Origin of the sequence: Lysinibacillus sp. NPDC086135 (genome assembly GCF_044746345.1) — a bacterium.
Classification (GTDB): domain Bacteria; phylum Bacillota; class Bacilli; order Bacillales_A; family Planococcaceae; genus Lysinibacillus.
Genome location: NZ_JBIVCA010000025.1, coordinates 1 through 23,431, shown reverse-complemented (window position 1 = coordinate 23,431; position 23,431 = coordinate 1). Strand labels below are relative to the sequence as shown.

Below are 23,431 nucleotides of genomic sequence, written 5' to 3'. Positions count from 1 at the left end.
CTCCTAAAAATGCCCCACTTTAGTGTAATGCTAGAAAGGGCGTTTTTCTAATTGTCCTATTTGTCGCTTGGCTCTTCTATCTGTCGCTCTATTTTAAATCCAACAAACAAAAAAATGTCCCATAAGTTTATTGCATACTTATGGGACATTCTTTTTTATTTTTAAACGTATTTTTTCATCCAGTTTAAAAAGTTATCAATAACTACATCAAGGAATTTAATAGTACCTTCATCTGTTAAATTGCCTTCTGTATCAAATTTAGTGTGTACTGCTCCAATATAAACGTCATTACCACTAAGTAATGGTGAATTTACTCCAGGTGAGAATAAAATATCTCGTAAATGTAATTGTGCTTTAACAGTACCTAAGTTACCCATTGATGCCCCCATCATGAATGATGGCTTGCCAATCATTACTTTATCAACGCGAGATAACCAATCGATGGCGTTAACCATAACACCTGGCACTGTACCATTATATTCTGGTGTCAACCAAAGAACTGCATCTGCCGCTTTTACTTGTACTTTAAAATCAAGTACAGGCTGTGGTGCTTCATTTTCGATATCTTGATTATACATTGGTAAATCGTTCAAACTTAATATTTCAAGATCAAATTTCTCAGTATAACGCTTTTGAATAAATTTTGCTAATTGCATATTATAAGATTCTTTACGGATACTACCTACGATTGCTACTACTTTCACAATATTCCTCCTAAATGTGCATTAATTTTATTATTTGTAGACAGTTTTATTTTATACTGTCCTAATAATAGGTTGCAAATTCCTCAACTGGTTTACGGTAACCACGCAAGCGGCGACTACTTTCTTTTTCTTTACCTATAGTAATCATTAGTGCAATCTCATGTGTTTCTGGAATATTAAAAAGAGCTCTCATTTGTTGCTGATCAAAGCCGATCATTGGACATGTGTCCCATCCACGATTTTTGGCTGCCAGCATAAATAACATAGCTGAAAGTGAAGCGTTACGAATTGCTTCCTCCTTCATAAATTCCTTGCCACGTTCTTCATAAAATTTAGCGTTTTCATTGACGATATTTTCTAATTCACAAGCATTAATAATGCCTAAGTCTACCATCCCTTGATTAAGGTTAGCAGTATTTTTATAGGCTTCTTTATCTCCTAATACAAGTATAACCGCTGAGGCTGAATGTACTTTATATTGCCCGTATGCAGCTTCTCGTACTTTTTCTTTTTTTTCTTCATCTAATACAACGATATAATCAGCATGTTGTAAATTAAAGGCGGAAGGAGCAAGCTTAACATCCTCCAAAATGGGACGTATATCTTCTTCGCTCATCTTGATGTCCTCTATAAAATTATTCGCAGAGCGACGCTTATCTATTAGCTTTGAAAATTCCATCTAACTGACCTCCAATCATTTTTCTTTTTAGAGTATGTAATTTTCATTCAGCAGAGGCTTGAGTCTCTCTGCTGAATGGGATAAAAAGTTTTACTCATATTCTTTATCGAACGTAATCGTACTTCTTACAGTGTCAATTGGACGGACAAGTTCTTCTATTTGTGCACGCTTTGGCTCTAAAAATGGTGGCAACGACAATTTTTCACCTAAAGTTTCATAAGGCTCATCACTCATAAATCCTGGGCCATCAGTAGCTAGCTCAAATAAAATTTGAGGTGCTACCCGTGCATAAAGTGATTCAAAGAAATGACGATTTACGTAACCTGAAGTATGGAAGCCAAAGCTTTCAAATCGTTCAGTCCATTCATTTAGTACAGTTCGATCCTCTACGCGGAATGCAGCATGATGTACTGTACCAAAGCCTTGACGAGCTACTGGTAGAACTGTGTTAAGTTCTACAACAAGTTGTGCACCGTTTCCACCTTCACCAACCTCAAACAGATGGAAATCCCCTTCTTCACCGATTTCTGTAAAGAGCATCACTTTTTCTAGCATCTCTTTGAAATATTTAAAATTAGCAACTCTCACAAAAACCGGACCTAAGCCTGTAATTGCATATTCAAGAGGAATCGGTCCATCTTGCCATGGAGTGCCTGATGAAACACCTGTATTGTTTTCATCAGAAATAAGTTGATATTGCTGATCGTCAAAATCGACGAATGATAAAGTTTTCTTGCCAAATTGCTCTTTAATACCTGAATGTTTAACATTTAATCGATCGAAACGTTTTACCCAATAGTCCAATGCCGCATCTGTTGGCACGCGGAATGAAGTTTTAGAAATTTCATCTGTTCCATGCACACCTTTTGGAATGTTTGGAAAATCAAAAAATGTCATATCAGTGCCAGCGCTACCTTTATCATCTGCAAAAAATAAATGATATGTTTGGATATCATCCTGATTAACCGTTTTTTTCACTAATCGCATCCCTAATACATAAGTAAAAAATTTATAATTCTCTTCCGCACTACTTGTAATAGCGGTAACGTGGTGAATTCCTTTTAAATGATTCATTTTATGCCCCTCCTATTTATCTCGATTTCGAGATATTAAGTAAAGTATTTATTTATTAACTGCGTTCAAACCAACCTTTTTCAAAGACAGGGTCATTGTGTCCATCTCCTGTTGATCTAATACTTCAAAAATCTCGTTAATTTTTTGTTCATGCTTCGGAAATATTTCTTCCATCAACGCTTGACCCTCGCATGTTAATAAAACATATGTGACACGACGATCCCTCGGACAAGCACGTCGATACACAAAACCTTTTTGTTCGAGCTTATCAATAACATACGTAATACTACTACTTGCGATTAAAATTTTCTTTCCAATTACTTGGATTGGTTGCTCACCATGATGATATAAAAACTCAAGTACCGAAAATTCAGTTTGATTTAAATCGTATTGAAGTAAATCTCTCTTTGTTGCATCTTGAATCGTTTGATATGCTCGGAACAAGACCGTAAAAGCTTTTAAATTACGATTGTCTTCCTTCATACGACTCCCTCTTTCCATTTACTTCGAATTCAATTATCTTTAATTCGAGGTAATAATAACATATATGCTGCTGATCAGCAATCCTTTTTACTGTAATCACAAAAAAGGCATCCCCAAAAATCAGGGGATGCCCTTTCATGTATAAATTATCGACTATTAATAGTAATGACGACCGTTGCCGTTCTGTTCAAAGGCAGCCTTTGCTAGACGAACTGTAGATACAGCCAAATCTGCATACGTCACTTTCTCAGTAGCATTGAATTTATTTTGCTGTCCATCAATTAGTCCCATTGCACTCGCTAAAGCAACATAACCTGCGTACGCTGGATCAATTGAGCTTGCATCAGTAAAGTTTAATTTGTAAATGTCACTATGCTTAGCAGCACTCTCTAAATTTAGTACACGAACTAACCATTCGGCAAGCTCTTGACGAGTCAATGCTGTATCTACTGCAAATTGATCCGCCGGTTGTAAAATGCCCATTCTTACAGCTTGTTCAACGATTCCGTATAATGGATGCTTTTTGTCAATATTTTTGAAGGATTGCTTAACGTTGTCTCCTCCATACGGATTGAAATCATATCCGTATGATAATGATTTAACTAAAATTTTCAAAGCTTCTCCTCTTGTTACGGCTGTATCAGCATTAAAGTTTGCTGGGTCTTTAACCTCTAACACATTTTGGTGTAATAAATAAGTTAATTCTCCTCCAGCTGTTGGATGCGAAATGGCAGGTTTTTCTTTCGTATCACCAACTTTTTGAAGCCATTCACCCGTTGTTGCATCAATACTATTGAACAAAATTCCATTATAAACCGGCGTGTATACTAAATCATAGTGGTGATTATCCTCGCCATCCTGTTTTGCATACTGTAGCTCCAATTTCAGCCCCTCATTGAATGTTGCTTTTGCTTTATCAGCAGGAATAGCTTTGTTTACAGACGGCCAATTATCAATCTTGCGATAATTAACATTTAAAGAACTTAATTTCCCATCAGCACTGATACCTACGGAAATTTCATCCCCTGCTACGGCAATGCCATTGACAATACGTGGGAAAGAGAAGTAATACTGTTTGTTGTCTTTATCATATATTGCATCTTCTAGTGGTTTTGAATAATTATGAATATATGACGGAGACCACTCTTTTAAGTAGTCTATCGCTTTTGCTAACGCAGCATCTTTTGAAATTGGTTCTACTTTAACATCTGTCTGCATGAATTCTCTACTTGTATTCCAGTAGTTTGTAATTTCACCTGTTGCTTTGTTGACTTCAAGTGAACTACCTGTGCCGTAATTACCGAGATCATACATATAATTCACATCATAAATTGTTTCGCCATTTTCATTTTCTCTTTCATTAACCGAATGAATTTGTAGCTTGGCTTTGTCTGTATCAACTTTTAAGATAGACTTAGCTAACTCTTCAACTTCTGCTAATGTAATACCATTTTTCTTAGGTGCAAGTGGTTGCGCTGCAAGTTTTTCTACACCTTTTGTCTTCGGTACTTGAGAAGTGAAACCATTTATTGTTTGCCATTGCCCATTTATTGCATGTACACCATTAAAGCTAGTTGGTGGCATATACACAAGCTTAGCAATCGCTTCGCCTGTTTGGTAGTTATAGTCAACTATATAACGTAAGTCAACTGACAGTTTTTCACGAACCTGTGCTAGGATGTCTGACTCATTCTTTTTCTGATCTAAGTTATCAAATGTTGCCTTGCTAGTTGGCTCAGTATTACGATACATACTTGTAACTTCACCATTTGCTAGAACTGTAATATGGATAAAATCATTACTAAGTGACACACCATTGTGTGTAGGCGAGTACATGAATGAATACGAAGTTGGTTCGGATAAAGGTCTACTAAAACTAAAACCAAAGTCACCAAATCTATTGTCCTCACGAAGCTTGTAATTCGCAGTGCTCGGCAATTTCTTTAGGAAGTCTTGAGCAACTTTCTTTGCTTCACCCTCTGAATATTTCACCGGGTACAATGCTTCCGCTATATCGACAGGCTGATAGGAGAAATTTTCCAATTCCAAATCTTCGCCTTTAAAAGTAAAATCACCATAAACGTCTTTGCCATTGATTGTTTTATTAAAGTTCAATTCATAGCGTATCGTTTTGTCATCATTAAAGTAATGCGCTTCCCCCATTGAGAAATCTTTCTCTGTTACAAAATTGAATTTGTCTGGGAATATTGTATTCAATTGCTTAATAAGCATACTTTTTGTTACTTTTGTTTCTGTTGAAGAAACTTGAATTGCAACTCTCTCTTGTGGTTCTTTTACATTTGCCGAAGCTTGTGCCATTGGCGAAAGTACACTAACAGAAAATGCAGTAGACGTTAGTATAATACCTAACTTTTTAAATTTACCCAAAATATCCCTCCTGGATTATCATTTACCATAATTATAGTATAGATTACCATAAATAGATATAACATTTTCAGATTATTCATTTTTATCGGAAAATAGAATAGACATAGAGCTATTTTATCTTCATTCAGCATATCTTTTCTGTACGAAAGCGCAGCGCCAGCCGCAATGTTTGTCTGCGCGAAAGCGATGCGTCAGCCGCAAATGTTTTCTGTAGCGAAAGCGCAAAGCGACAGCTACAATTAAGCCAAGGCGAAATTGCTTGGTTGCTCCCTAAAAATTCTCATTTCTTTACTACATCAAAATTGGACCCAATTAATAACCAATTTTGAGGGAATGGTAGACCCAACTTCCAATAGCCTACTCCTCGGAGTCTGTACCGTTTGATTAAATCGAACTTCGCTTGAATGGATCTGGCATCTTCGAACCATACCACATGTGCTTTACCTTGCTCATCGTAGTATTCAAAGAACGGTGCTTGAGATCTCAAATCAAACTGAATAGCAGCATTATATTTCTTAGCAATCTCGATTGCTCTTTGTGGGCTAACTGCTTCTGCATTAGGCCCCCCCTGCACAAAAGGCAATGTCCAGTTATACCCATATAAATTCTGTCCAAGTATAATTTTGTTCCGAGGTATCTCACTTACTGCATATTTAACAACCGCTTCTACCTCTGGAAGTGGCGATACTGCCATAGGGGGCCCTGCAGAATAGCCCCATTCATAGGTCATTAACATAACAAAATCCACTATTTCTCCATGTGCTTTATAATCATGCCCCTCCGTCCACGGACCCCGCTCACTAGCACTTGTTTTCGGAGCTAGCGCTGTCGATACGGTATATCCCTGAGGATGGAATCGACTCACCGCTCTCCTTAAAAAATTGTTATACGCCTGTCGTTGATCGCCCGGCAAATTCTCAAAATCAAAATGAATATCTTTAACGGTTCCTAAACGCTTTGCCTCTTCAAGAATATTATTAAAGAGCAAATCCTGTACGGCTGTACTTTGAAAAATATCTCTCGCTAAGTCACCGCTAAAACTAAAATTCTCCAAATTCGAGACAACCATTGCTAGAGAAGCACCTGTATCATTTGCAATTTGCGCCACACCTTGACTCGGTGGCACCTTAAGCGTTCCATCTCTTCTTGCCTCATAGCTAAATAAAGCTAGATAAGTTAAAAATGGACCCGCTTCTCTTGCTTGACTTAGTAATGCCTCACTAACGAATGTCCCTCTCGGCTCTAAATATGCCAATGTTTCAGCTCTTGTTTTTGGTTGAGGTGGAATATAAAGTCGCATACCAATCGATAACGGTTGACTCGGACTAATATTGTTCACCTGAGCAAGTGTTAAATAATTAATGCCAAAGCGTTGGCCGATTGAATATAGACTGTCTCCTGCCTGCACATAATAGAAATTTCCGACAATCGGTACCACAAGAGCTTGCCCTATAACTAATCGATTTGGTTCAGGAACTTGATTGGCATCTACAATATTTTGAACTGTTGTCCCATATGCCTTCGCAATACCCCATAAGGACTCCCCTGCCCGTACAACATGTATTTGAATGTCAATGCCTCCTTCTTGCTTGATAAAATCACACCTGTAAAGCTTATGAATTAGGAAATGAAAAGATGTCATTACTAAGTAAGAATAGCTTCCCTAAAACGAAAAAAGAGCCATCGCTTATTCTAACGAAAGGACCTTTTTTAGTGAGCAAGCGTCTAACCGCTTCCTCTATATTTGTCGTTGCTGACGCTTCATTTTTCACTACTGATTAACTCTCACTTTATTGTATATCCGATTTAATCATTTCAAATAATAACGGTACATTTGTTCCGCGTTGTAACGAATTACAGCCCTCCATTAAAAATGACCAACTCATTTTCATTTTTTCTTTATACGGAAGCTCTGGGTTAACTGGGAGATATTCTTTTAAAAATTCTTCTATGGAGCTCGATAAACTTTCCATAAATTCATCAGCCTTTTGCACCTTTTCCGTCGCTACTTCATTACGCTCATTCCATAGTACATGCTCTAAGTTTGTAGAAAAATAGAATAGCTGATACGGTATTCTTAATCGATGAATGCTAAAATGATCATTTGCCATAAGGATTTTAGCATTATTCGCCTTCATGTCATTTCGTTGTTCGATTTGTTCCTTACGCTTCTCTGATTTCACTAATATTGCATCTTCTGTATAGAATAAATTTTGCTCAATATCTCCCTTCACCTTGACAAATTCAGGGGCTATGAAACAACCGTCTGCATCAGTAATATGAACGACAGCGGTTAAATCCTTCGCTAAAAACTTATACTTCTCCAAATAGTTCTGAATCACTCGTGTAACACTATTTTTAATATTAGGTATCCGTTTATTAGCATCCCATTTCGTTAAAATATCTTCCCGTTGTACATCGAAGCGAATCGTTGAATTTGCAAAATGTTCATCTAGAAAATCCTCTAAAACAATTTGCTCCGTATGCCCTTCTACAATAATTAAAAGAACTTTTTTAGTCACGCTGGACACCCGCTTTTCTAAAGGCACGCTTAATTTTAAATGTCTTCGTTTCTTTATAAACATCTTCATCCTGTCCGCCCAACTGAATTGCACGTAAATAAACATCTCGAGCATTATTTACCTCTTTAATACCCTTTAGCTGTATATAACGACGATCCTCATTCGTTGTCGTAAACCATAAGTTTTTAATAGCTAGCACCTCTAACACACGTAAATTATGAGACGTAAAAATAAGTTGACCTTTTCCGCCCTCATCAATCACTGTTAACAACTCGCCTAACAAATATTCAAAAACACCAGAATCTAATTCATCTATTACTACACAAGCATTTGGGTTATTATAAACCGCAATGAGCACACTGAGTACAGATATAATTTTCAAAATCCCTTCTGACTCTGTCCTTAACGGTAATTCGCGCTCCCCTCGTTGCGATAAAAATTCAAAACGAATTCCTTTTTCTCCATTATCCATAGTTTGTTTTGTAAGTACATTAATCTTTATAGAGAGACCTGGAATAATCGCTGATAATACTTGATTACTTTGCTCTATTACTTCACATAACACGTAAAATGCGTCCTCTGGCAATAATGCTGGCCCCTTCAAATTGTAAGGGATAGAACCACGAGTTTTTTCGAGATGGATGCTAAAAGGCATACTGCGCTCTTCAAATAATGGTGCGATATTTTGATTGTTAACAACATGTAAATCACGATTAAAATCTATTGCTAAATTATGAAGCAATTGCATTTCTAACTCTGACAACCTATCCTGTAATAACGGCTTTAAATCTTTGTGAAAGACAAAGGACATATATTGTTTTTTAGACAATTGGTGAATGACTAGTAATTGGATACGCATTTTTTCATTCATATCAGAAAGATTTGCTTTACGTAGTTGTATGTCTTCCTCTGTAACATTAATTAAAATCTTTGAACGCTTCCCTTTCTCGTTTTCTCTGTAAGCTACACGTTCAACCGTTGTGTACAGTCTGTTATCATCTTCTTGTAACTCTACATAATAATTGAGAAAAAATGTGCCAAATTGATTTTCTACTAGAAACTCGAACTCAATACTTGCCGTATCCTCCCCTGCCATAATTAATTTCTTTTCCTCAGATGGTAATTTAATTTCAGCTATCCAACCGGAGATAAGTGCCTTTAACAAGCCGAATGCATCAACAATAGTTGTTTTTCCAGAACCGTTCTGTCCGTATAAACCTACAACATTTGGCTTAAGGAATGTCTCGAAATTTACCGCTAACACAATTTCACCATGACGTACATTTCGTAAATTTTGAACTTTTATTTTCTTGATTTTTATAATAGTCATTTATTTAAATCATCCTTTAATGATATTTTCTTCTATTATAATTAAATTTGATATATTTTATAACATTTTTTACTTTAATTAAATATACGCTTATCGATCATTCTTCTAGTTTAATGCCTATGACAATCCTAATAGTAGGCATATGTTAGAAAAGAAAAAACGAAGAAAGGTGTGTTTCATTGGTCAATCCTGGATTTAATCCCGAAGATCTTGATGTTAACATTCCGTTTCACCCTACTATGCCTTCTGGTAGCCCATATCCATCTTTAAACCCATCACCGTATCCGACACGACCTCCGCAACCACGTCCGCCACAACCATATCCACCACGTCCTCCGCAACCATATCCGCCACAACCATATCCACCACGGCCTCCGCAACCATATCCGCCACAACCATATCCACCACGGCCTCCGCAACCATATCCGCCACAACCATATCCACCACGTCCTCCGCAGCCATATCCGCCACAACCATATCCACCACGGCCTCCGCAGCCATATCCGCCACAACCATATCCACCACGGCCTCCGCAGCCATATCCGCCACAACCATATCCACCACGTCCGATGCCATTCCCAGGCGGACAATATCCTGGCTTACCAGGTTTACCAGGCTTTAACCTACCAGGCATGTAGATTGGTCACCTAACATATTGGAAGTCCAAGAAAAATGACTATAGCAAAAAAGGCTATCCAGAAGTTCAAATACGAACTAATGGATTGCCTTTTTATTGTTTAGTAGGACAGGAAGTGAAAACATGTCTAGAAAGTTTTTTAGCCATTCTACATATTCGCTCATTTAATGAGCACAGTATAGGAGAGGTGCATCTATGTGTAACGTAAAAAAAATAACTTTATGTATGATTAGCTTAATATTAATTAATTTGAGCATTGTATCTTCTTTTGATGCAAAAGAATTGAGTAGATTAAATGGACTTAAAGCACAAATAAAAGGTCTAGAAAATCGTTTAAAAAGCCTTGAGCCGATAAAACCCCAAACAATTGCTGATCCTCCTTTTCCAGAATTATCTCCCCCATCAAAATTTGTTACACTTTCACAGGTAATAGAGAATGGCAATACCATTCCTTATGAAGTGATCGTCAATAATCCTGGCTACATGAGACCCGCTTATGAAGAATATTGGCATAGCTCAATCGGTCGGTGGAGCTATGTTCCAACTAGAATTCATTATGCACTGCATCGACTATTTACGAATTACGATGTTGCTCTTTCTGAATGGTACGACTTTGAACAAAATATGGGATTCACGATTCCAATGTTTCACAATATAACGGATTTAGATTTATATATTGTCGCGTTCCAAACTGATATTACAGCAGTTTATACATTGGGGAATCAGGTGGTCGTTGTTGGAAACCCAAGAAGAACCGGTGTTCAAGTGGTTACTATAAAAACAAGCGCTATACATCCCTCAAACACTGAAGAATCTTTACTTGTGCAATTATCAACTCAAGCAGGAGAAGAAATGGATTATACTCTAATCTCTTATATTTCCCCTGATTTTAGGTTGAAGCAAAAAGAATAACTCTAAGCTACTTTTCGGAGTTTTTTATTAGCAGGTTTGTATCTTTATCAGCGATTGTTTGGGGTTTATCAGCGATTGTCGGAAGTTTATCAGCGATTGTGCTGTTTTTATAGTCAAGCCCTTAATATTGTGTAAAATTCTATACAAAGTTTTTCAACCCTGATTTTAGTTTTCCTAAATTTTACGGCTTATGTTGGAATTCGCCGCTAAAACTTTGAGTTTCGCCGCCAACCACGCAAAGAACGCCGCTAAACCATAAAGTTTCGCTGCTAACAAGCTTATTATCAGCAATTGTCGGTGGTTTATCAGCGATTGTTGGGAGTTTATCAGCGATTTTGCTGTTTTTATCAGCGATTTTACTGCTTTTATCAGCGATTGTCGGTGGTTTATCAGCGATTATCCATATTCTATCAGCGATTCACTAATAAATATTCGCTAAACATAAAAAATCACTTCTCAAATGGAGAAGTGATTTTTATTTGGCTGGAGCCGTAGATTACATCATTCCTGGCATGCCGCCCATACCAGACATATCTGGCATTGCTGGAGCTGCTTCTGGGATGTCTGCTACAACTGCTTCTGTTGTTAAGAATAGAGCTGCTACAGATGCTGCGTTTTGTAGAGCGGAGCGAGTTACTTTCGCTGGGTCTACTACGCCCGCTTCAATCATGTTTACCCATTCGCCTGTTGCAGCGTTGAAGCCTACACCGATTTCTTCGCGTTTTAGGCGATCCACGATAATTGAGCCTTCAAGACCAGCGTTGTTTGCGATTTGACGGACTGGCTCTTCTAAAGCACGTAGAACAATTTTCACACCAGTTGCTACGTCGCCTTCTTCTGCATCTGCAACTTTTTCAACTGCTGCATATACGTTAAGAAGTGCCGTACCACCACCTGAAACGATACCTTCTTCAACTGCTGCGCGAGTTGAGTTCAGAGCATCTTCAATGCGTAGTTTGCGTTCTTTTAGTTCTGTTTCTGTTGCAGCACCAACTTTGATTACTGCTACACCACCTGCTAATTTTGCAAGGCGTTCTTGTAATTTTTCTTTATCGAATTCTGAAGTTGTTTCAGCAAGCTGAGCACGGATTTGACCAATACGGCCTTCGATTGCATCTGCACCGCCAACACCTTCTACAATTGTTGTATTGTCTTTTGTAACAACAACTTTCGCAGCGCGACCAAGTGATGTAATATCAGCTGATTTAAGGTCTAAGCCTAATTCTTCTGTAATTACTTGACCACCTGTTAAAATTGCGATATCTTCAAGCATTGCTTTACGACGGTCACCAAACCCTGGCGCTTTAACCGCTACAGCATTGAATGTACCACGAAGTTTGTTCACTACAAGTGTTGCAAGAGCTTCACCTTCAACATCTTCAGCGATGATTAATAGTGGACGACCTTGTTGTACCACTTGTTCTAATAATGGTAATACTTCTTGAATGTTTGTAATTTTTTTATCAGTAATTAAAATGTATGGGTTATCTAATACCGCTTCCATTTTATCTGTATCTGTTACCATGTAGTGTGATGCATAACCACGGTCGAATTGCATACCTTCAACTACATCAAGCTCAGTTGTGAAGCCTTTAGATTCTTCAATTGTGATAACACCATCGTTACCCACACGTTCCATTGCTTCTGCGATTAATTGCCCTACTTCATCATCAGCAGCAGAGATAGCCGCAACTTGTGCGATTTCGTCTTTGTTGCTAACTGGACGAGAAATAGCGTGTAATTCTGTAAGGGCTGCTGCAACTGCTTTATCGATCCCTTTACGAATGCCTACAGGGTTTGCACCAGCTGTAACGTTTTTCAAACCTTCACGAATAATTGCTTGTGCTAATACTGTTGCAGTTGTTGTACCGTCACCAGCGATTTCGTTTGTTTTAGAAGCAACTTCTGCTACTAATTTTGCCCCCATGTTTTCGAATGGGTTTTCTAGCTCGATTTCTTTTGCAATTGTTACACCATCATTTGTAATAAGTGGTGAACCGAATTTTTTTTCTAAAACTACGTTACGACCTTTAGGCCCTAATGTAATTTTTACTGCGTTTGCTAATTTATCTACACCTTGTAGCATTAATGAACGAGCGTCTTCTGAGAATTTAATATCTTTTGCCATTTGAATTTACCCTCCTGAAATGGAATATTCGTTAAGCTTCATCAATATATTTATAGAAATTTCGCCATACAGTCATTGCCATCTATTTGTGACAATTACTAGGCATTTACTTTAAAAGGAATTATCACCAAAATGTGCGTGGTTGATTTCCGTTCCTACTGGGCGCTTTAAGGAGTCGCCCAGCCTTCACTCCAATCAACTTATTTACATAGTAGACGTTTTTAAAAATGCCATCCACAACTTTTGGTAATGAATCTTTAAAAGTATTAATTTATTCAATAATTGCAAGAATATCACTTTCGCGTAAAATTAGGTATTCATTACCTTCATATTTAACTTCTGTACCAGAGTATTTAGAGAAAATAATGCGGTCGTCAACTTTTACGTCAAGCTCTACACGTTGCCCGTTCTCTAAAATGCGACCCGTCCCAACTGCTACAACTTTACCTTCTTGCGGTTTTTCTTTTGCAGAGTCTGGCAGTACAATACCGAATGCAGATTTTTCTTCTACCTCGATTAGTTCGATTACAATACGATCTCCTAGTGGTCTTAACAAGTGAAACAACCTCCTATTAATTAAATATATACTTGAAAGTTTATTAGCACTCTATCTAGTCGAGTGCTAATACAATTATTATGATAATCAATCACACTTTTTTTTGCAAGTCAGAACTTCGAAAAATTTTGTTTTCTTTCCATATTCCTCTACAATAGAAAGGTAGCATAATGAATGGAAAGGATTTTGACTGTGAACAATTCTCAAAAAATAAATAAACATAAAAAAACAGCCCTTTATGTTTTACTGATTTATATCCTCATGCAAATATCGGGGATATTACTGGCAAAACCGTTTCATAAGCTTGTTATGAGTACAACTGGTTTACCTAGTGGGCAAGCTGCTCCGCTTACTCAAGGCTGGTATATCGCACTTAGCTTTGCCATTGCGTTAATTTTAAGCTTACTCCTAACATCCCGCGATAAAGCGTTTTGGGATATTTATAAAGGAAAGAAAGAAACTATACCACTGTCAATTATGTGGGGAATTATCGGTTTCTTCTTAGTTTTCATCGGCCAAATGATTGGCGCAGCTATCGAAATGGCTGTATTCGGTATCCAAGGTGGATCGCAAAACACAGCTGATATTGTAGCTATTGCAAAAGGCGCTCCTATTGCGATATTAGCGATTGTCGTGTTTGGGCCAATACTAGAAGAATTCGTCTTCCGCCGTGTTATTTTCGGATCGCTTGTCCAAACGACCAATTTCTGGATAGCCGGTATAGTAAGTGCCATTTTCTTTGCACTTATTCATTTCGACTTCAGACATATCTTGCTTTATACAATTTGCGGATTGATTTTTGCCTTCTTATATCACAAAACAAAACGCATTTGGACGTCTATTATCGCCCACGTCATGCTGAATGGTTTTGTGACGCTTGTACAATTGTATGCCGAACCACTGCAAAAGTTTCTTGAACAACTAGAAAAAATGCAATAAAAATCAGTGAAATTTTTGCATACCGCCGATTTCTAGTTGAACCTAGCTATTTATAACGACGAAAAAGCTCGATGCTATTAATAGGCATCGAGCTTCTATTATTATTGATTTAATTCTTCGATTTGACGTCGTTGCTGTTCAAGTGCCTCTTCGACCTGGCGTTTTTGCTCAGCTTCTTGCTCTTCCTTCAATCGCATTTCTTCTGATTTTAAGTATTTCTTATAGCCAACACGAGAAATCATAATACTAATTTCATAAAGAATAAATAACGGTACTGAAACCATTAAGTGTGAAGCTAATTCAGGTGGTGCGATTAGAGCAGCACATACAAATAAACCAAAGTATGAATACTTACGAATACGAATTAGTAACTCAGGAGATAGAATCCCAATGCGTGAAAAGAACAAGACTACTATCGGCAATTGGAAAAGGAAACCAAAGGGTATTGTAAGCTTAAATAAAAACGAAAAATATTCATGTATGCCAATCGTTTGTTGAATCTCCAATTCGTTTGATAAATTCATCATAAACTTTATGACATAAGGGAATAGTAAAAAATATGAAAAGGATAACCCTGCTAAAAATAATAAAAATGAATACGGTATATAGCTTAAGGTTGCTTTTCGTTCTACGTCCCTAAGTCCCGGGCTAATAAAAGCCCATAATTGGTACATCAATACCGGCGAAGATAGGATAAATGATACTAAAAAAATAACTTGGATATAAATTGCCAGTGGTGTTACTACATCAAACGCATGAAGTTCTATATTGTAAGACTCTCCAGTAATTTGAAGATATTTAACAAGCGGCTTCGCAACAAAAAAGCCAGCAATCATAGCGAGAACAAAGAAAACGGCAACAATGAAAAGCCGTTTTCTTAATTCTTCTATATGTTCAATGACAGTTAGATCTTTTGGATTCATTCCTCAAACATCCTAACTTTACTTATCTAGTTCTTTCTTCTTCTTGTCATCATCATCTTCGTCGGCTAATCCTTTTGTAGCATTTTTAAATTCACGTAATGTTGAACCAAATGCTTTACCTAGCTCTGGTAACTTCTTAGGACCAAAAATTAGTAATGCGACAATTCCGATAATAATGAGGCTCATTGGACCTATTGGACCCATTACAGCCACCTCCTCTTTATATCCATCATTTTAACGCATATTTCGCCATTTTGCTAACTAATAATATGTGAAAGTTTTTCGTCATTCTCTCATTTTATCTCATATTCGGTACAAAAAACATTCACTGAAAGAAGTTAAATTATGTACAATTATCACTCTTCCTGATTACGAATTAAATAAATGAGTGCCTGCAATTCTACCGACAAATCGATTGTTAAAAGTTGCATTTTATCTGGTACAGTAATACGCTCTGGCGTAAAGTTTAAAATTCCTTTTGCGTTCATCACCGCTAATCTATCAGCCATTTTCTGTGCAGAGCGTGGTGAAACTGTTAAAATTGCAAGCTCCGCTCCATATTCTGCATACTTTTCTTCCAATAAATCAGGATGAAAAACAGGAATATTGCTAATCATCTTCCCTTCCTTCGGGGCCTTTGAGTCAAATGCCACAACGATATGGGTATTATGATTTTTTTGGAAATTGTATTTTAATAAAGCACTACCTAAGTTCCCTACACCAATTAACGCTACTTTTGTGGCTTCATGTTGATCGAGCGTTTGACTAAAGAATTTCAAGAGATGCTGCACATCATAGCCATATCCCTTTTTCCCAAGAGCACCAAAATAAGAAAAATCACGGCGAATAGTTGCAGAATCAATTTTCATTGCTTCACTCAGTTCCTTCGACGAAATACGTTCCATGCCTTCTTGTGCAAAGTTTTGGATAAATCGATAGTAAAGAGGAAGTCTTTTCGTAGTGGCTTGTGGAATTTTTAATTCTTGTTTCAAACTTTTTCCTCCTTATAATGTATCAAATTCTATTTATAAGGATCATCACCAAAACGTGTGGTTGATTTCCGTTCCGACTGGGCGCTTTGTAGCTGACGCTTCGCTTTCGCACAGAAAACATTTGTAGCTGACGCTTCGCTTTCGCACAGAAAACATTTGTAGCTGACACTTCGCTTTCGCTACAGAGCAAAGCTTCCTAGGGGCGTCCGATGAGCCGCTTCACTGCGTTGCAGGGGTCTCATCTGTGACGCTGATCCCCGAGGAGTCGCCCAGTCTCCACTCCAATCAACTATTTACATAGTAGACATTTTAACAAACGTCATCCACAACTTTTGGTGATGAACCATTTATGATACATGCTTAATATTTCTAAGTTTATTATATTCACTGGAGGATTTCCCTTTAGTTAATGGCGCTTTTACGCCACTAACTAAAGAGAAATCGTTTCAATCTTACATGACAGCTTGGAATAAGTAAAGCATCGACATTGCAAGGCAATCGCACATCCATTACACTAAGGTAGAATTGAGGTGTCAAGAATGATTGTTTTACAGGTCAATCAACTATATAAATCCTTTATTGCAGATGAAATTTTAAGTGGCGTAAAATTAGAGGTTCAACATCGTGACCGCGTTGCATTAGTAGGTCGTAACGGTGCTGGTAAGTCCACTTTACTTAAAATAATTGCTGGTCAAATGTCATATGACTCTGGCGATATTATTATCCCTAAAGGTATACAAATTGGGTATTTAGAGCAGCATGCTGGATTAAACTCAACATTGTCGATTTGGGATGAAATGATGACAATTTTTGAGCCGCTTATTACCCAAGAACAGGCAATCCGATCATTAGAGCAACAAATGGCCGACCCTGCTGTTTATGAAAACCCTACTTTATATGCAAAAATAATGTCTGAATACGATCATTTGCAGCATAATTTTAAAGATGCAGGTGGCTATCAATATGAATCTGATACACGTTCTGTGCTTCATGGCATGCAGTTCTATCCTAATGATTACGAAAAGCCAATTAGCTCACTCTCAGGGGGACAACGGACTCGGTTAGCGCTTGCTAAGCTTCTGTTAAGTAAACCTGATCTATTAATACTCGATGAACCTACTAACCATTTAGATATTGATACCCTCTCTTGGTTGGAATCATATTTAAAAGGCTATGAAGGGGCTATTCTAATTGTTTCCCATGACCGCTACTTCTTAGACCAGGTTGTTTCCATTGTCTACGAAGTCTCTCGTCATCGCGTCACAAAATATACAGGCAATTATAGTGCCTATTTAGATGAAAAAGCGGAAAATTATGAGCGTGATTTGAAGCTTTATGAACGTCAGCAAGATGAAAAGGCCAAGCTTGAGGAATTTATTCAAAAAAACATTGCTCGTGCTTCTACTACTAAAATGGCACAAAGTCGTCGTAAAATGCTTGAACGAACAGAATGGATGGAATCCCCTAATGGTGATGAAAAATCAGCAAGCTTCGGCTTTACAATTGAGCGCCAAAGTGGAAACGATGTATTATCTATTGATGACTTAGCTATAGGTTATCGTGATAAGAAAATATCAAGCGGCATCACATTGCGCACTTTCCGAGAAGACCGTATTGCACTTGTTGGACCCAATGGTGTTGGTAAATCAACTTTATTAAAAACCATCGTCAAAGATTTACTACCACTCTCTGGAGAGATTCGCTATGGTACAAATGTTCAAATTGGTTATTACGATCAAGAGCAGGCCAAGCTATCGAGCAATAAAAGTGTGCTAAAAGAGCTATGGGATGAATGGCCTTTAATGAATGAAAAAGATATTCGCACGGTGCTAGGCCGTTTCTTATTCAGTGGCGATGATGTAGATAAAATCGTGTCATCTTTATCTGGTGGAGAAAAGGCTAGACTTGCACTAGCTAAGTTGATGATGCAAAAGGCAAATTTCTTAATTCTCGATGAGCCTACCAATCACTTAGACTTAGATAGTAAAGAGATACTGGAAAACGCACTGATCGATTATCCTGGAACGCTCTTATTTGTATCGCATGACCGATATTTCATCAATCGAATCACTACTAAAGTAATCGAACTATCCGGCGATGGTTCCTTTGAGTACTTAGGTGACTATGATTATTATCTTGAAAAGAAACAAGAACTATTGGAAATTGCACAAATGAAGGCTGCCGCTCAACCGCAAGTACAAGCTGTTGTATCTGAGAAGATCTCTACCTCTAAAATTGATAAAGAGGCTAAAAAACGGGAGCGCCAAATTAGACGCACGCTTGAGGAACTAGAGGGGAAAATGCAGCAAGTAAATCTTGAAATAGCTCGCTTAGAAGAAGCTCTTTGCGATCCTGAGATATTCACAGACCACGAAAAAATTACACAACTTCAAGAGGAATTATCAACTGCTAAGGAACAGTATGAGTTATTCGAAATGGAATGGCTCGAGCTAAGTGAAGAACTTGAAAATATTATTTTATAACATCTCTCTTGAGGTGGGATAAAACTTATAAAGCCATGTGCCTAGTCACATGGCTTTTTACTTTACTCGCGTTGATTTTTCATATATATTGGTCAAGTGCTATTTTTCGACAAAAAATGCCCACAACTTTATACACACTATAAATCTAGTAATACCAACATATCAACAGACTTTTCCACATTGTCCACAACTCAAAAATATTTTATTCACATTATTTTGTGCAAAATAGGCTACTATATATTGAATAATCACAAGTTATGCACAAGTTATCAACGTTTTGTGCATAAGTACGGATGTTCGCTGTTTTATTTCTACCTTACCTGTGGATAATTTTCTGAAAAATTTGTCAACTGATCGGATTCAAATTTTCTTATAGATACTATTTTCTCAACAATTTTTTCACAAAAGCAAAAAGAGGTATTTTAGAATCAAATCTAAAACGCCTCTTTTTCTATAATCAATTATGCCTCAGTCCGAAATCGGCTTTGTGCTTTGGCCTGCAGATATTTTTTTGCGCGAAAGCGTAGTGCTAACGCAGCGGCAGCAGCAGATGTTTTTTGCGCGAAAGCGCAGCGTCAGCGACATAATACAGGTCAGTTAGCGTTACGCAAGGATGCGATGAATTTAGGCTAATATCCTTTATTAACTCCTTTCCGATTTCATGACACCCAGAAAAAGTTATACCCAGGATTTTAACTCCATTCCAGGGCGACCGTTCATTAATAAATTGCCTCGAATACCGGCTTCAAACATAGGTGTTGCTGCAGCCCCTATCATAGCGGCATTATCTGTACACAGCTTTAATGGTGGCACGAAAAATGGTATGTTTTCTTCAGCAAATACCATCTCAAGTGATGTACGCAAACCCTTATTTGCCGCTACACCACCCGCTGCAATAACCTGCTTCACGTTATATTCGCGAGCTGCCCGTAATGTTTTCGCCGTTAATACTTCAACTACGCTATCCTGAAACCCTTTGGCAACGGCAGTCGGACAAATTTCTTCACCGCGTTGGTCCATATTATGCTTATAATTAATAACCGCTGATTTCAAGCCACTAAAACTAAAATCATAAGAATCTTCCTCTAACCACACTCTTGGGAAGGATACAGCCTCATCTCCCTCATGTGCTAATTTATCAATTCGCGGACCACCTGGATATGGTAAGTCTAAAACACGCGCAACCTTATCATAAGCTTCACCAGCTGCATCATCTCTCGTCTCACCGATGACTTCAAAAGAGCCATGTTCTTTCATATAAACTAGCTCTGTATGGCCACCTGATACAACAAGTGCTAACAATGGGAAATCCATTGGTTGCACGAGTGCATTAGCATATATATGTCCAGCTATATGATGCACACCTACAATCGGTAAATTATTAGCAAACGCAAAGGCCTTCGCGGCATTAATCCCAATTAACAGTGCACCTACAAGACCAGGGCCCTCTGTAACTGCCACAGCATCTAAATCAGCTGGCTTCATATTTGCCTGTGCTAATGCTTCTTCTATAACTACTGTAATTTGCTCAACATGATGACGAGATGCAATTTCAGGCACAACCCCACCAAATCGTTTATGACTTTCTATTTGAGATGCAACTACATTTGAAACAATTTCAGAACCATTTCGAATAATCGCCGCTGCTGTTTCATCACAGCTCGATTCTATTGCTAATATCATTCGATCTTCCATCATAAATTCACCCACATGACAAGGGCATCCTCCCCGTTATCTGTATAATAGCCTTTACGTATACCGCCATCTTGGAAATCAAGCTTTCGATAAAGATTTTGAGCAACTGTATTTGTTACTCGTACCTCTAAACTCATGACTTCCATAGTATGCTCTCTAGCAATACGCATAGCCTCTCGCATTAATCCTTCACCAATGCCGCGACCTCGAGCAGCCTCTATAACGGCAACGTTTGTAATTTGCGCTGCGTCTATAACCATCCACATTCCGCAAAAACCGATAATACGATCATCTTCATCCACAGCTAGCAAGTAATATGCATACTGGTTTTCGTGCACTTCATAGTAAAAGGAATCTAACGTCCATGGTGTAGGAAATGTAGCAAGCTCAATTTCATATACTGCTGGTACATCATCAGATCCCATTTTACGATACGTTACATCACTACTCATGAGCCTTCTCCTTTTGTTCCTTTAGCCAGTTTGCCTCCGCCTCTGCAATGCGTTTATATTGCGGAATAAAATGATGAACTGCATCCACACTTGGTAGCTCCATTTTAGTAGCTAGTCTAATCGTTTCACTTGCTCGTGGTAAATCATTGCTAAATTGCGTACGCTGAGCTCGCTCACCCATTACCTCTACGATTTTATGCCAAAAAACATCTACATCGGCTCCAACAAATAAAACCGGCGCCTCTAAAGCCTGTAAACGCTCTAACAAGCCATCTATATGATCGTGATAATCTTCTATAATTGTTTCAAGCCCACAACCTTTATAAACGGCCGTATAGACATTGCCTCTTCGCGCATCAAAAATAGGACAAATAAACCCATCATATAGTGCTGCATTTGCGGCCAATGACTTTAAGCTAGATATTCCAACTAAAGGCTTTTTCAATGTCCATGCTAATGTTTTAGCAAGCGTCACACCTATTCGTACACCGGTATAAGAACCAGGTCCTTCTGATACAGCAATCGCATCCAACTCGCTTGGCTTTATGCCAGCCTTTGCTAGCACTTCTTCAATAGCTGGCATAGCACCTGCTGAATGCGTTAATTTAATATTTTGTACAATCTCCGCGATCACTTTCCCATCTTTTATTACAGCAATAGAAAGTGGTGCATTCGCTGTTTCAATCCCTAACCAAATCATTTCATTAGCTCCTCACATAATGCCTCATATCGCTTTCCAAGTGGTGTTAATACAAATCGTCGTTGATTTTCTCCGATCCGGTAAATTTCTATTCCAAGACGCTCCTGTGGTAAATCCTGTGCAATCAAATGAGCCCACTCGATAACTGACACCGCATCACCATAAAATAGTTCGTCCCATCCAAGATCCTCATCGCTTTCTGCTAAACGATAAACATCTAAATGATTAAATGGTAAACGCCCCTCATATTGCTTAACAATCGTAAATGTCGGGCTATTGACCGTTCTCATCACACCAAGTCCCTTCGCTAATGCTTTCGTAAATGTCGTCTTACCAGCGCCCAAATCACCCTCTAATGTAATTGTATCTTGGGCTTCTAGTAAGCTTGCTAGTTTCAACGCAAAATTCTCAGTATCACCAAGTGAATTCATTATTTTTTCATACATCATCTCTTTTTCCTCTCCTAGCTCCATTACTTCTAGTTTACCGAAACAAGCGTAAATGTTCAAAACATCCAATGGATTTCAAAAAAACAATTACACCTTGGCGTAATTGTTGCAGCTTGTCGACAAAAAATTATAAATTTTGTATCAAATAAACAAAGGAGATTTTCACTCCAAGCTGATGCTCATCATGAGGTGAGTCCTAAAACTTATGCAAATTAGCCTTCGTCATTAGCCTGAAACAATTATGCCTAGGCTTAATTATCGCTGACGATACTAATTTATGTGCTAAATAAAAATAAAACACGCTTATAAAAAACGTGCTTATTTTTTATGCTCCTTTACCTCACTAACCTTTTTATCAACCAATTTATCATCTTTAAATCGTACTATATAGGTTTTTGTCATAAGTATTTCATCATTCCAGCGGTATTGATCATTTTTTATCATGTCCCCTGCTCCCCCTGCAATTTTTACTACTTCCATATATGACATGCCTTCTTTTAATTTTTCAAATTCGGCTTCATTCATATTTTTCTGCCAGTGGTACGCATTGGACTCCTCTATGTCTAAAATAGGATCTCCACAGCCTGCTAGTATTACAATAGCACCTATGAGTAAGCTTATATTCAAACGTTTTATGTAAAAATAATTTCGCATGCTAAACACCTCCAAATTCCATCACGAGAGGAATCGATAAAAAATAGTCACCCTATAATAGCGTTCAGTTTGTTGACACATACAACGACCTTTGCTAACGAGTTTTTCGATATGAGTGTTGGGGCTTCACGGAATCGGAAAGGGGTTCTTTGTGCAAGCACAAAGCCATTTCTAAACGCAATTATGCCGAGGCATAATTATTCTAAAAATCTATGGATACCCCAACAAATATTATTGAACCAATTTTATCGATATCCACTAATTCCCTTATATTAACAATAAAAAAAGTTCTTATGATTTAAAAGCATCATAAGAACTATATTATCGTTTATAATGGCGGTCCCGACCGGGATCGAACCGGCGATCTCCTGCGTGACAGGCAGGCATGTTAACCGCTACACCACGGGACCTCTTTAAGACATTTATTAATATATCATAGAAAAATAACATATGCAATACTTTTTATATTTTTTTTATTTTTATATTCTAATAGTCTTTGCTAATGCTTCAATCCGTAAGAAGTGGCAAAGATTAAAAGCAAATATTTGTATTTTGTAGTTGCTGTCATCAGCTTTAGCTTCATTTCAATAATAATTTCTTTAATAAAAAACAGCCAGCACTCAGCTGACTGTCTTCATTGCCTAGCGACGTCCTACTCTCACAGGGGGAAGCCCCCAACTACCATCGGCGCTAAAGAGCTTAACTTCCGTGTTCGGTATGGGAACGGGTGT

General features: G+C 37.9%; 22 protein-coding genes, 1 tRNA gene and 1 rRNA gene. 3 read left to right on the top strand and 21 right to left on the bottom strand.

Annotation, left to right across the window (positions count from 1 at the left end; all coding sequences use genetic code 11):
• Positions 1 to 161: 161 nt before the first annotated feature.
• The 9 genes from ACIPKN_RS23705 to ACIPKN_RS23665 form a co-directional block, all read right to left on the bottom strand.
• On the bottom strand, positions 162 to 704 hold the full coding sequence (locus tag ACIPKN_RS23705) for an NADPH-dependent FMN reductase (RefSeq protein ID WP_400940890.1): 543 nt from the start codon (positions 702 to 704) through the stop codon (positions 162 to 164).
• A 61-nt stretch (positions 705 to 765) separates the two neighbouring features.
• The gene (locus ACIPKN_RS23700; protein WP_400940888.1) at positions 766 to 1,383 is read right to left on the bottom strand and encodes a nitroreductase family protein; all 618 of its coding nucleotides are present in this window, start codon (positions 1,381 to 1,383) and stop codon (positions 766 to 768) included.
• Positions 1,384 to 1,473: 90 nt separating this feature from the next.
• Entirely contained in the window at positions 1,474 to 2,457 is a 984-nt protein-coding gene (locus tag ACIPKN_RS23695) for a ring-cleaving dioxygenase (RefSeq protein WP_400940885.1), read from the bottom strand.
• A 48-nt stretch (positions 2,458 to 2,505) separates the two neighbouring features.
• Complete coding sequence (locus tag ACIPKN_RS23690; protein WP_400940883.1) at positions 2,506 to 2,940, bottom strand: MarR family winged helix-turn-helix transcriptional regulator; 435 nt, start codon at positions 2,938 to 2,940, stop codon at positions 2,506 to 2,508.
• Positions 2,941 to 3,096: 156 nt separating this feature from the next.
• Positions 3,097 to 5,328 carry an S-layer homology domain-containing protein gene (locus ACIPKN_RS23685; protein ID WP_400940881.1) on the bottom strand — a complete coding sequence of 744 codons (2,232 nt, stop codon included), beginning with the start codon at positions 5,326 to 5,328 and terminating at the stop codon, positions 3,097 to 3,099.
• 280 nt (positions 5,329 to 5,608) lie between these two features.
• Positions 5,609 to 6,781, bottom strand: a complete 1,173-nt coding sequence (locus ACIPKN_RS23680) for a glycosyl hydrolase family 18 protein (protein WP_427495712.1) — start codon at positions 6,779 to 6,781, stop codon at positions 5,609 to 5,611.
• Positions 6,782 to 7,118: 337 nt separating this feature from the next.
• A complete protein-coding gene (locus tag ACIPKN_RS23675; RefSeq protein ID WP_400940878.1) occupies positions 7,119 to 7,850 on the bottom strand; it encodes a hypothetical protein in 732 nt (243 codons plus the stop codon).
• Complete coding sequence (locus tag ACIPKN_RS23670; RefSeq protein WP_400940876.1) at positions 7,843 to 9,180, bottom strand: AAA family ATPase; 1,338 nt, start codon at positions 9,178 to 9,180, stop codon at positions 7,843 to 7,845. Before ACIPKN_RS23670 ends, ACIPKN_RS23675 begins: the two co-directional genes overlap by 8 nt.
• A 229-nt stretch (positions 9,181 to 9,409) precedes the next feature.
• Positions 9,410 to 9,814, bottom strand: coding sequence for a hypothetical protein (locus tag ACIPKN_RS23665; protein ID WP_400940874.1), 405 nt, complete (start codon positions 9,812 to 9,814; stop codon positions 9,410 to 9,412).
• A 198-nt stretch (positions 9,815 to 10,012) separates the two neighbouring features.
• Between ACIPKN_RS23665 and ACIPKN_RS23660 the strand changes: the two genes are divergently transcribed.
• The gene (locus ACIPKN_RS23660) at positions 10,013 to 10,729 is read left to right on the top strand and encodes a hypothetical protein (RefSeq protein ID WP_400940871.1); all 717 of its coding nucleotides are present in this window, start codon (positions 10,013 to 10,015) and stop codon (positions 10,727 to 10,729) included.
• A 496-nt stretch (positions 10,730 to 11,225) separates the two neighbouring features.
• Here ACIPKN_RS23660 and groL read toward each other — a convergent pair whose 3' ends face one another.
• Together groL and groES are read right to left on the bottom strand one after the other, a co-directional pair.
• Complete coding sequence (gene groL, locus ACIPKN_RS23655; RefSeq protein WP_142510301.1) at positions 11,226 to 12,857, bottom strand: chaperonin GroEL; 1,632 nt, start codon at positions 12,855 to 12,857, stop codon at positions 11,226 to 11,228.
• Positions 12,858 to 13,128: 271 nt separating this feature from the next.
• On the bottom strand, positions 13,129 to 13,413 hold the full coding sequence (groES, locus tag ACIPKN_RS23650; RefSeq protein WP_049667833.1) for a co-chaperone GroES: 285 nt from the start codon (positions 13,411 to 13,413) through the stop codon (positions 13,129 to 13,131).
• Positions 13,414 to 13,587: 174 nt separating this feature from the next.
• On the opposite strand from groES, the gene ACIPKN_RS23645 reads away from it, so the two are divergent.
• Positions 13,588 to 14,352 (top strand): CPBP family intramembrane glutamic endopeptidase, encoded by a 765-nt coding sequence (locus ACIPKN_RS23645; protein ID WP_400940868.1) that lies wholly within the window; start codon positions 13,588 to 13,590, stop codon positions 14,350 to 14,352.
• Positions 14,353 to 14,453: 101 nt separating this feature from the next.
• On the opposite strand, the gene tatC is transcribed toward ACIPKN_RS23645, so the two are convergent.
• The 3 genes from tatC to ACIPKN_RS23630 all read right to left on the bottom strand — a co-directional run bounded on the left by tatC (position 14,454) and on the right by ACIPKN_RS23630 (position 16,267).
• Positions 14,454 to 15,275 carry a twin-arginine translocase subunit TatC gene (gene tatC / locus ACIPKN_RS23640; RefSeq protein ID WP_400940865.1) on the bottom strand — a complete coding sequence of 274 codons (822 nt, stop codon included), beginning with the start codon at positions 15,273 to 15,275 and terminating at the stop codon, positions 14,454 to 14,456.
• Positions 15,276 to 15,293: 18 nt separating this feature from the next.
• Positions 15,294 to 15,479: a twin-arginine translocase TatA/TatE family subunit gene (locus ACIPKN_RS23635; protein WP_132364233.1), complete on the bottom strand. Its 186-nt coding sequence runs from the start codon at positions 15,477 to 15,479 to the stop codon at positions 15,294 to 15,296.
• Positions 15,480 to 15,631: 152 nt separating this feature from the next.
• Positions 15,632 to 16,267, bottom strand: a complete 636-nt coding sequence (locus ACIPKN_RS23630; RefSeq protein ID WP_132364235.1) for a redox-sensing transcriptional repressor Rex — start codon at positions 16,265 to 16,267, stop codon at positions 15,632 to 15,634.
• A 539-nt stretch (positions 16,268 to 16,806) separates the two neighbouring features.
• On the opposite strand from ACIPKN_RS23630, the gene ACIPKN_RS23625 reads away from it, so the two are divergent.
• Positions 16,807 to 18,750 carry an ABC transporter ATP-binding protein gene (locus tag ACIPKN_RS23625; RefSeq protein ID WP_400940861.1) on the top strand — a complete coding sequence of 648 codons (1,944 nt, stop codon included), beginning with the start codon at positions 16,807 to 16,809 and terminating at the stop codon, positions 18,748 to 18,750.
• A 678-nt stretch (positions 18,751 to 19,428) separates the two neighbouring features.
• On the opposite strand, the gene tsaD is transcribed toward ACIPKN_RS23625, so the two are convergent.
• The 7 genes from tsaD to rrf form a co-directional block, all read right to left on the bottom strand.
• The gene (tsaD, locus tag ACIPKN_RS23620; protein ID WP_400940974.1) at positions 19,429 to 20,445 is read right to left on the bottom strand and encodes a tRNA (adenosine(37)-N6)-threonylcarbamoyltransferase complex transferase subunit TsaD; all 1,017 of its coding nucleotides are present in this window, start codon (positions 20,443 to 20,445) and stop codon (positions 19,429 to 19,431) included.
• Entirely contained in the window at positions 20,445 to 20,897 is a 453-nt protein-coding gene (gene rimI, locus ACIPKN_RS23615; RefSeq protein ID WP_400940859.1) for a ribosomal protein S18-alanine N-acetyltransferase, read from the bottom strand. The genes tsaD and rimI overlap by 1 nt, the downstream gene beginning before the upstream one ends.
• Positions 20,890 to 21,597, bottom strand: a complete 708-nt coding sequence (gene tsaB, locus ACIPKN_RS23610; RefSeq protein ID WP_142510295.1) for a tRNA (adenosine(37)-N6)-threonylcarbamoyltransferase complex dimerization subunit type 1 TsaB — start codon at positions 21,595 to 21,597, stop codon at positions 20,890 to 20,892. Before tsaB ends, rimI begins: the two co-directional genes overlap by 8 nt.
• The gene (gene tsaE, locus ACIPKN_RS23605) at positions 21,594 to 22,043 is read right to left on the bottom strand and encodes a tRNA (adenosine(37)-N6)-threonylcarbamoyltransferase complex ATPase subunit type 1 TsaE (protein WP_400940971.1); all 450 of its coding nucleotides are present in this window, start codon (positions 22,041 to 22,043) and stop codon (positions 21,594 to 21,596) included. The genes tsaB and tsaE overlap by 4 nt, the downstream gene beginning before the upstream one ends.
• A 321-nt stretch (positions 22,044 to 22,364) precedes the next feature.
• Positions 22,365 to 22,700, bottom strand: a complete 336-nt coding sequence (locus ACIPKN_RS23600; RefSeq protein WP_400940857.1) for a hypothetical protein — start codon at positions 22,698 to 22,700, stop codon at positions 22,365 to 22,367.
• Positions 22,701 to 23,034: 334 nt separating this feature from the next.
• Positions 23,035 to 23,110 (bottom strand) — tRNA-Asp (locus ACIPKN_RS23595).
• 229 nt (positions 23,111 to 23,339) lie between these two features.
• A 5S ribosomal RNA gene (rrf, locus tag ACIPKN_RS23590) occupies positions 23,340 to 23,431 on the bottom strand; the annotation flags it as partial.

Excerpts from the sequence above, each read along its gene's own strand:
- ACIPKN_RS23645 (WP_400940868.1), top strand. The coding sequence starts at position 13,588 with ATGGAAAGGATTTTGACTGTGAACAATTCTCAAAAAATAAATAAACAT.
- ACIPKN_RS23665 (WP_400940874.1), bottom strand. The coding sequence starts at position 9,814 with ATGCCTGGTAGGTTAAAGCCTGGTAAACCTGGTAAGCCAGGATATTGT.
- groL (WP_142510301.1), bottom strand. The coding sequence starts at position 12,857 with ATGGCAAAAGATATTAAATTCTCAGAAGACGCTCGTTCATTAATGCTA.
- ACIPKN_RS23695 (WP_400940885.1), bottom strand. The coding sequence starts at position 2,457 with ATGAATCATTTAAAAGGAATTCACCACGTTACCGCTATTACAAGTAGT.
- tsaD (WP_400940974.1), bottom strand. The coding sequence starts at position 20,445 with ATGGAAGATCGAATGATATTAGCAATAGAATCGAGCTGTGATGAAACA.
- rimI (WP_400940859.1), bottom strand. The coding sequence starts at position 20,897 with ATGAGTAGTGATGTAACGTATCGTAAAATGGGATCTGATGATGTACCA.
- tsaE (WP_400940971.1), bottom strand. The coding sequence starts at position 22,043 with ATGTATGAAAAAATAATGAATTCACTTGGTGATACTGAGAATTTTGCG.
- ACIPKN_RS23700 (WP_400940888.1), bottom strand. The coding sequence starts at position 1,383 with ATGGAATTTTCAAAGCTAATAGATAAGCGTCGCTCTGCGAATAATTTT.
- ACIPKN_RS23635 (WP_132364233.1), bottom strand. The coding sequence starts at position 15,479 with ATGGGTCCAATAGGTCCAATGAGCCTCATTATTATCGGAATTGTCGCA.
- ACIPKN_RS23670 (WP_400940876.1), bottom strand. The coding sequence starts at position 9,180 with ATGACTATTATAAAAATCAAGAAAATAAAAGTTCAAAATTTACGAAAT.
- tatC (WP_400940865.1), bottom strand. The coding sequence starts at position 15,275 with ATGAATCCAAAAGATCTAACTGTCATTGAACATATAGAAGAATTAAGA.
- ACIPKN_RS23660 (WP_400940871.1), top strand. The coding sequence starts at position 10,013 with ATGTGTAACGTAAAAAAAATAACTTTATGTATGATTAGCTTAATATTA.
- tsaB (WP_142510295.1), bottom strand. The coding sequence starts at position 21,597 with ATGATTTGGTTAGGGATTGAAACAGCGAATGCACCACTTTCTATTGCT.
- ACIPKN_RS23600 (WP_400940857.1), bottom strand. The coding sequence starts at position 22,700 with ATGCGAAATTATTTTTACATAAAACGTTTGAATATAAGCTTACTCATA.
- ACIPKN_RS23625 (WP_400940861.1), top strand. The coding sequence starts at position 16,807 with ATGATTGTTTTACAGGTCAATCAACTATATAAATCCTTTATTGCAGAT.
- ACIPKN_RS23690 (WP_400940883.1), bottom strand. The coding sequence starts at position 2,940 with ATGAAGGAAGACAATCGTAATTTAAAAGCTTTTACGGTCTTGTTCCGA.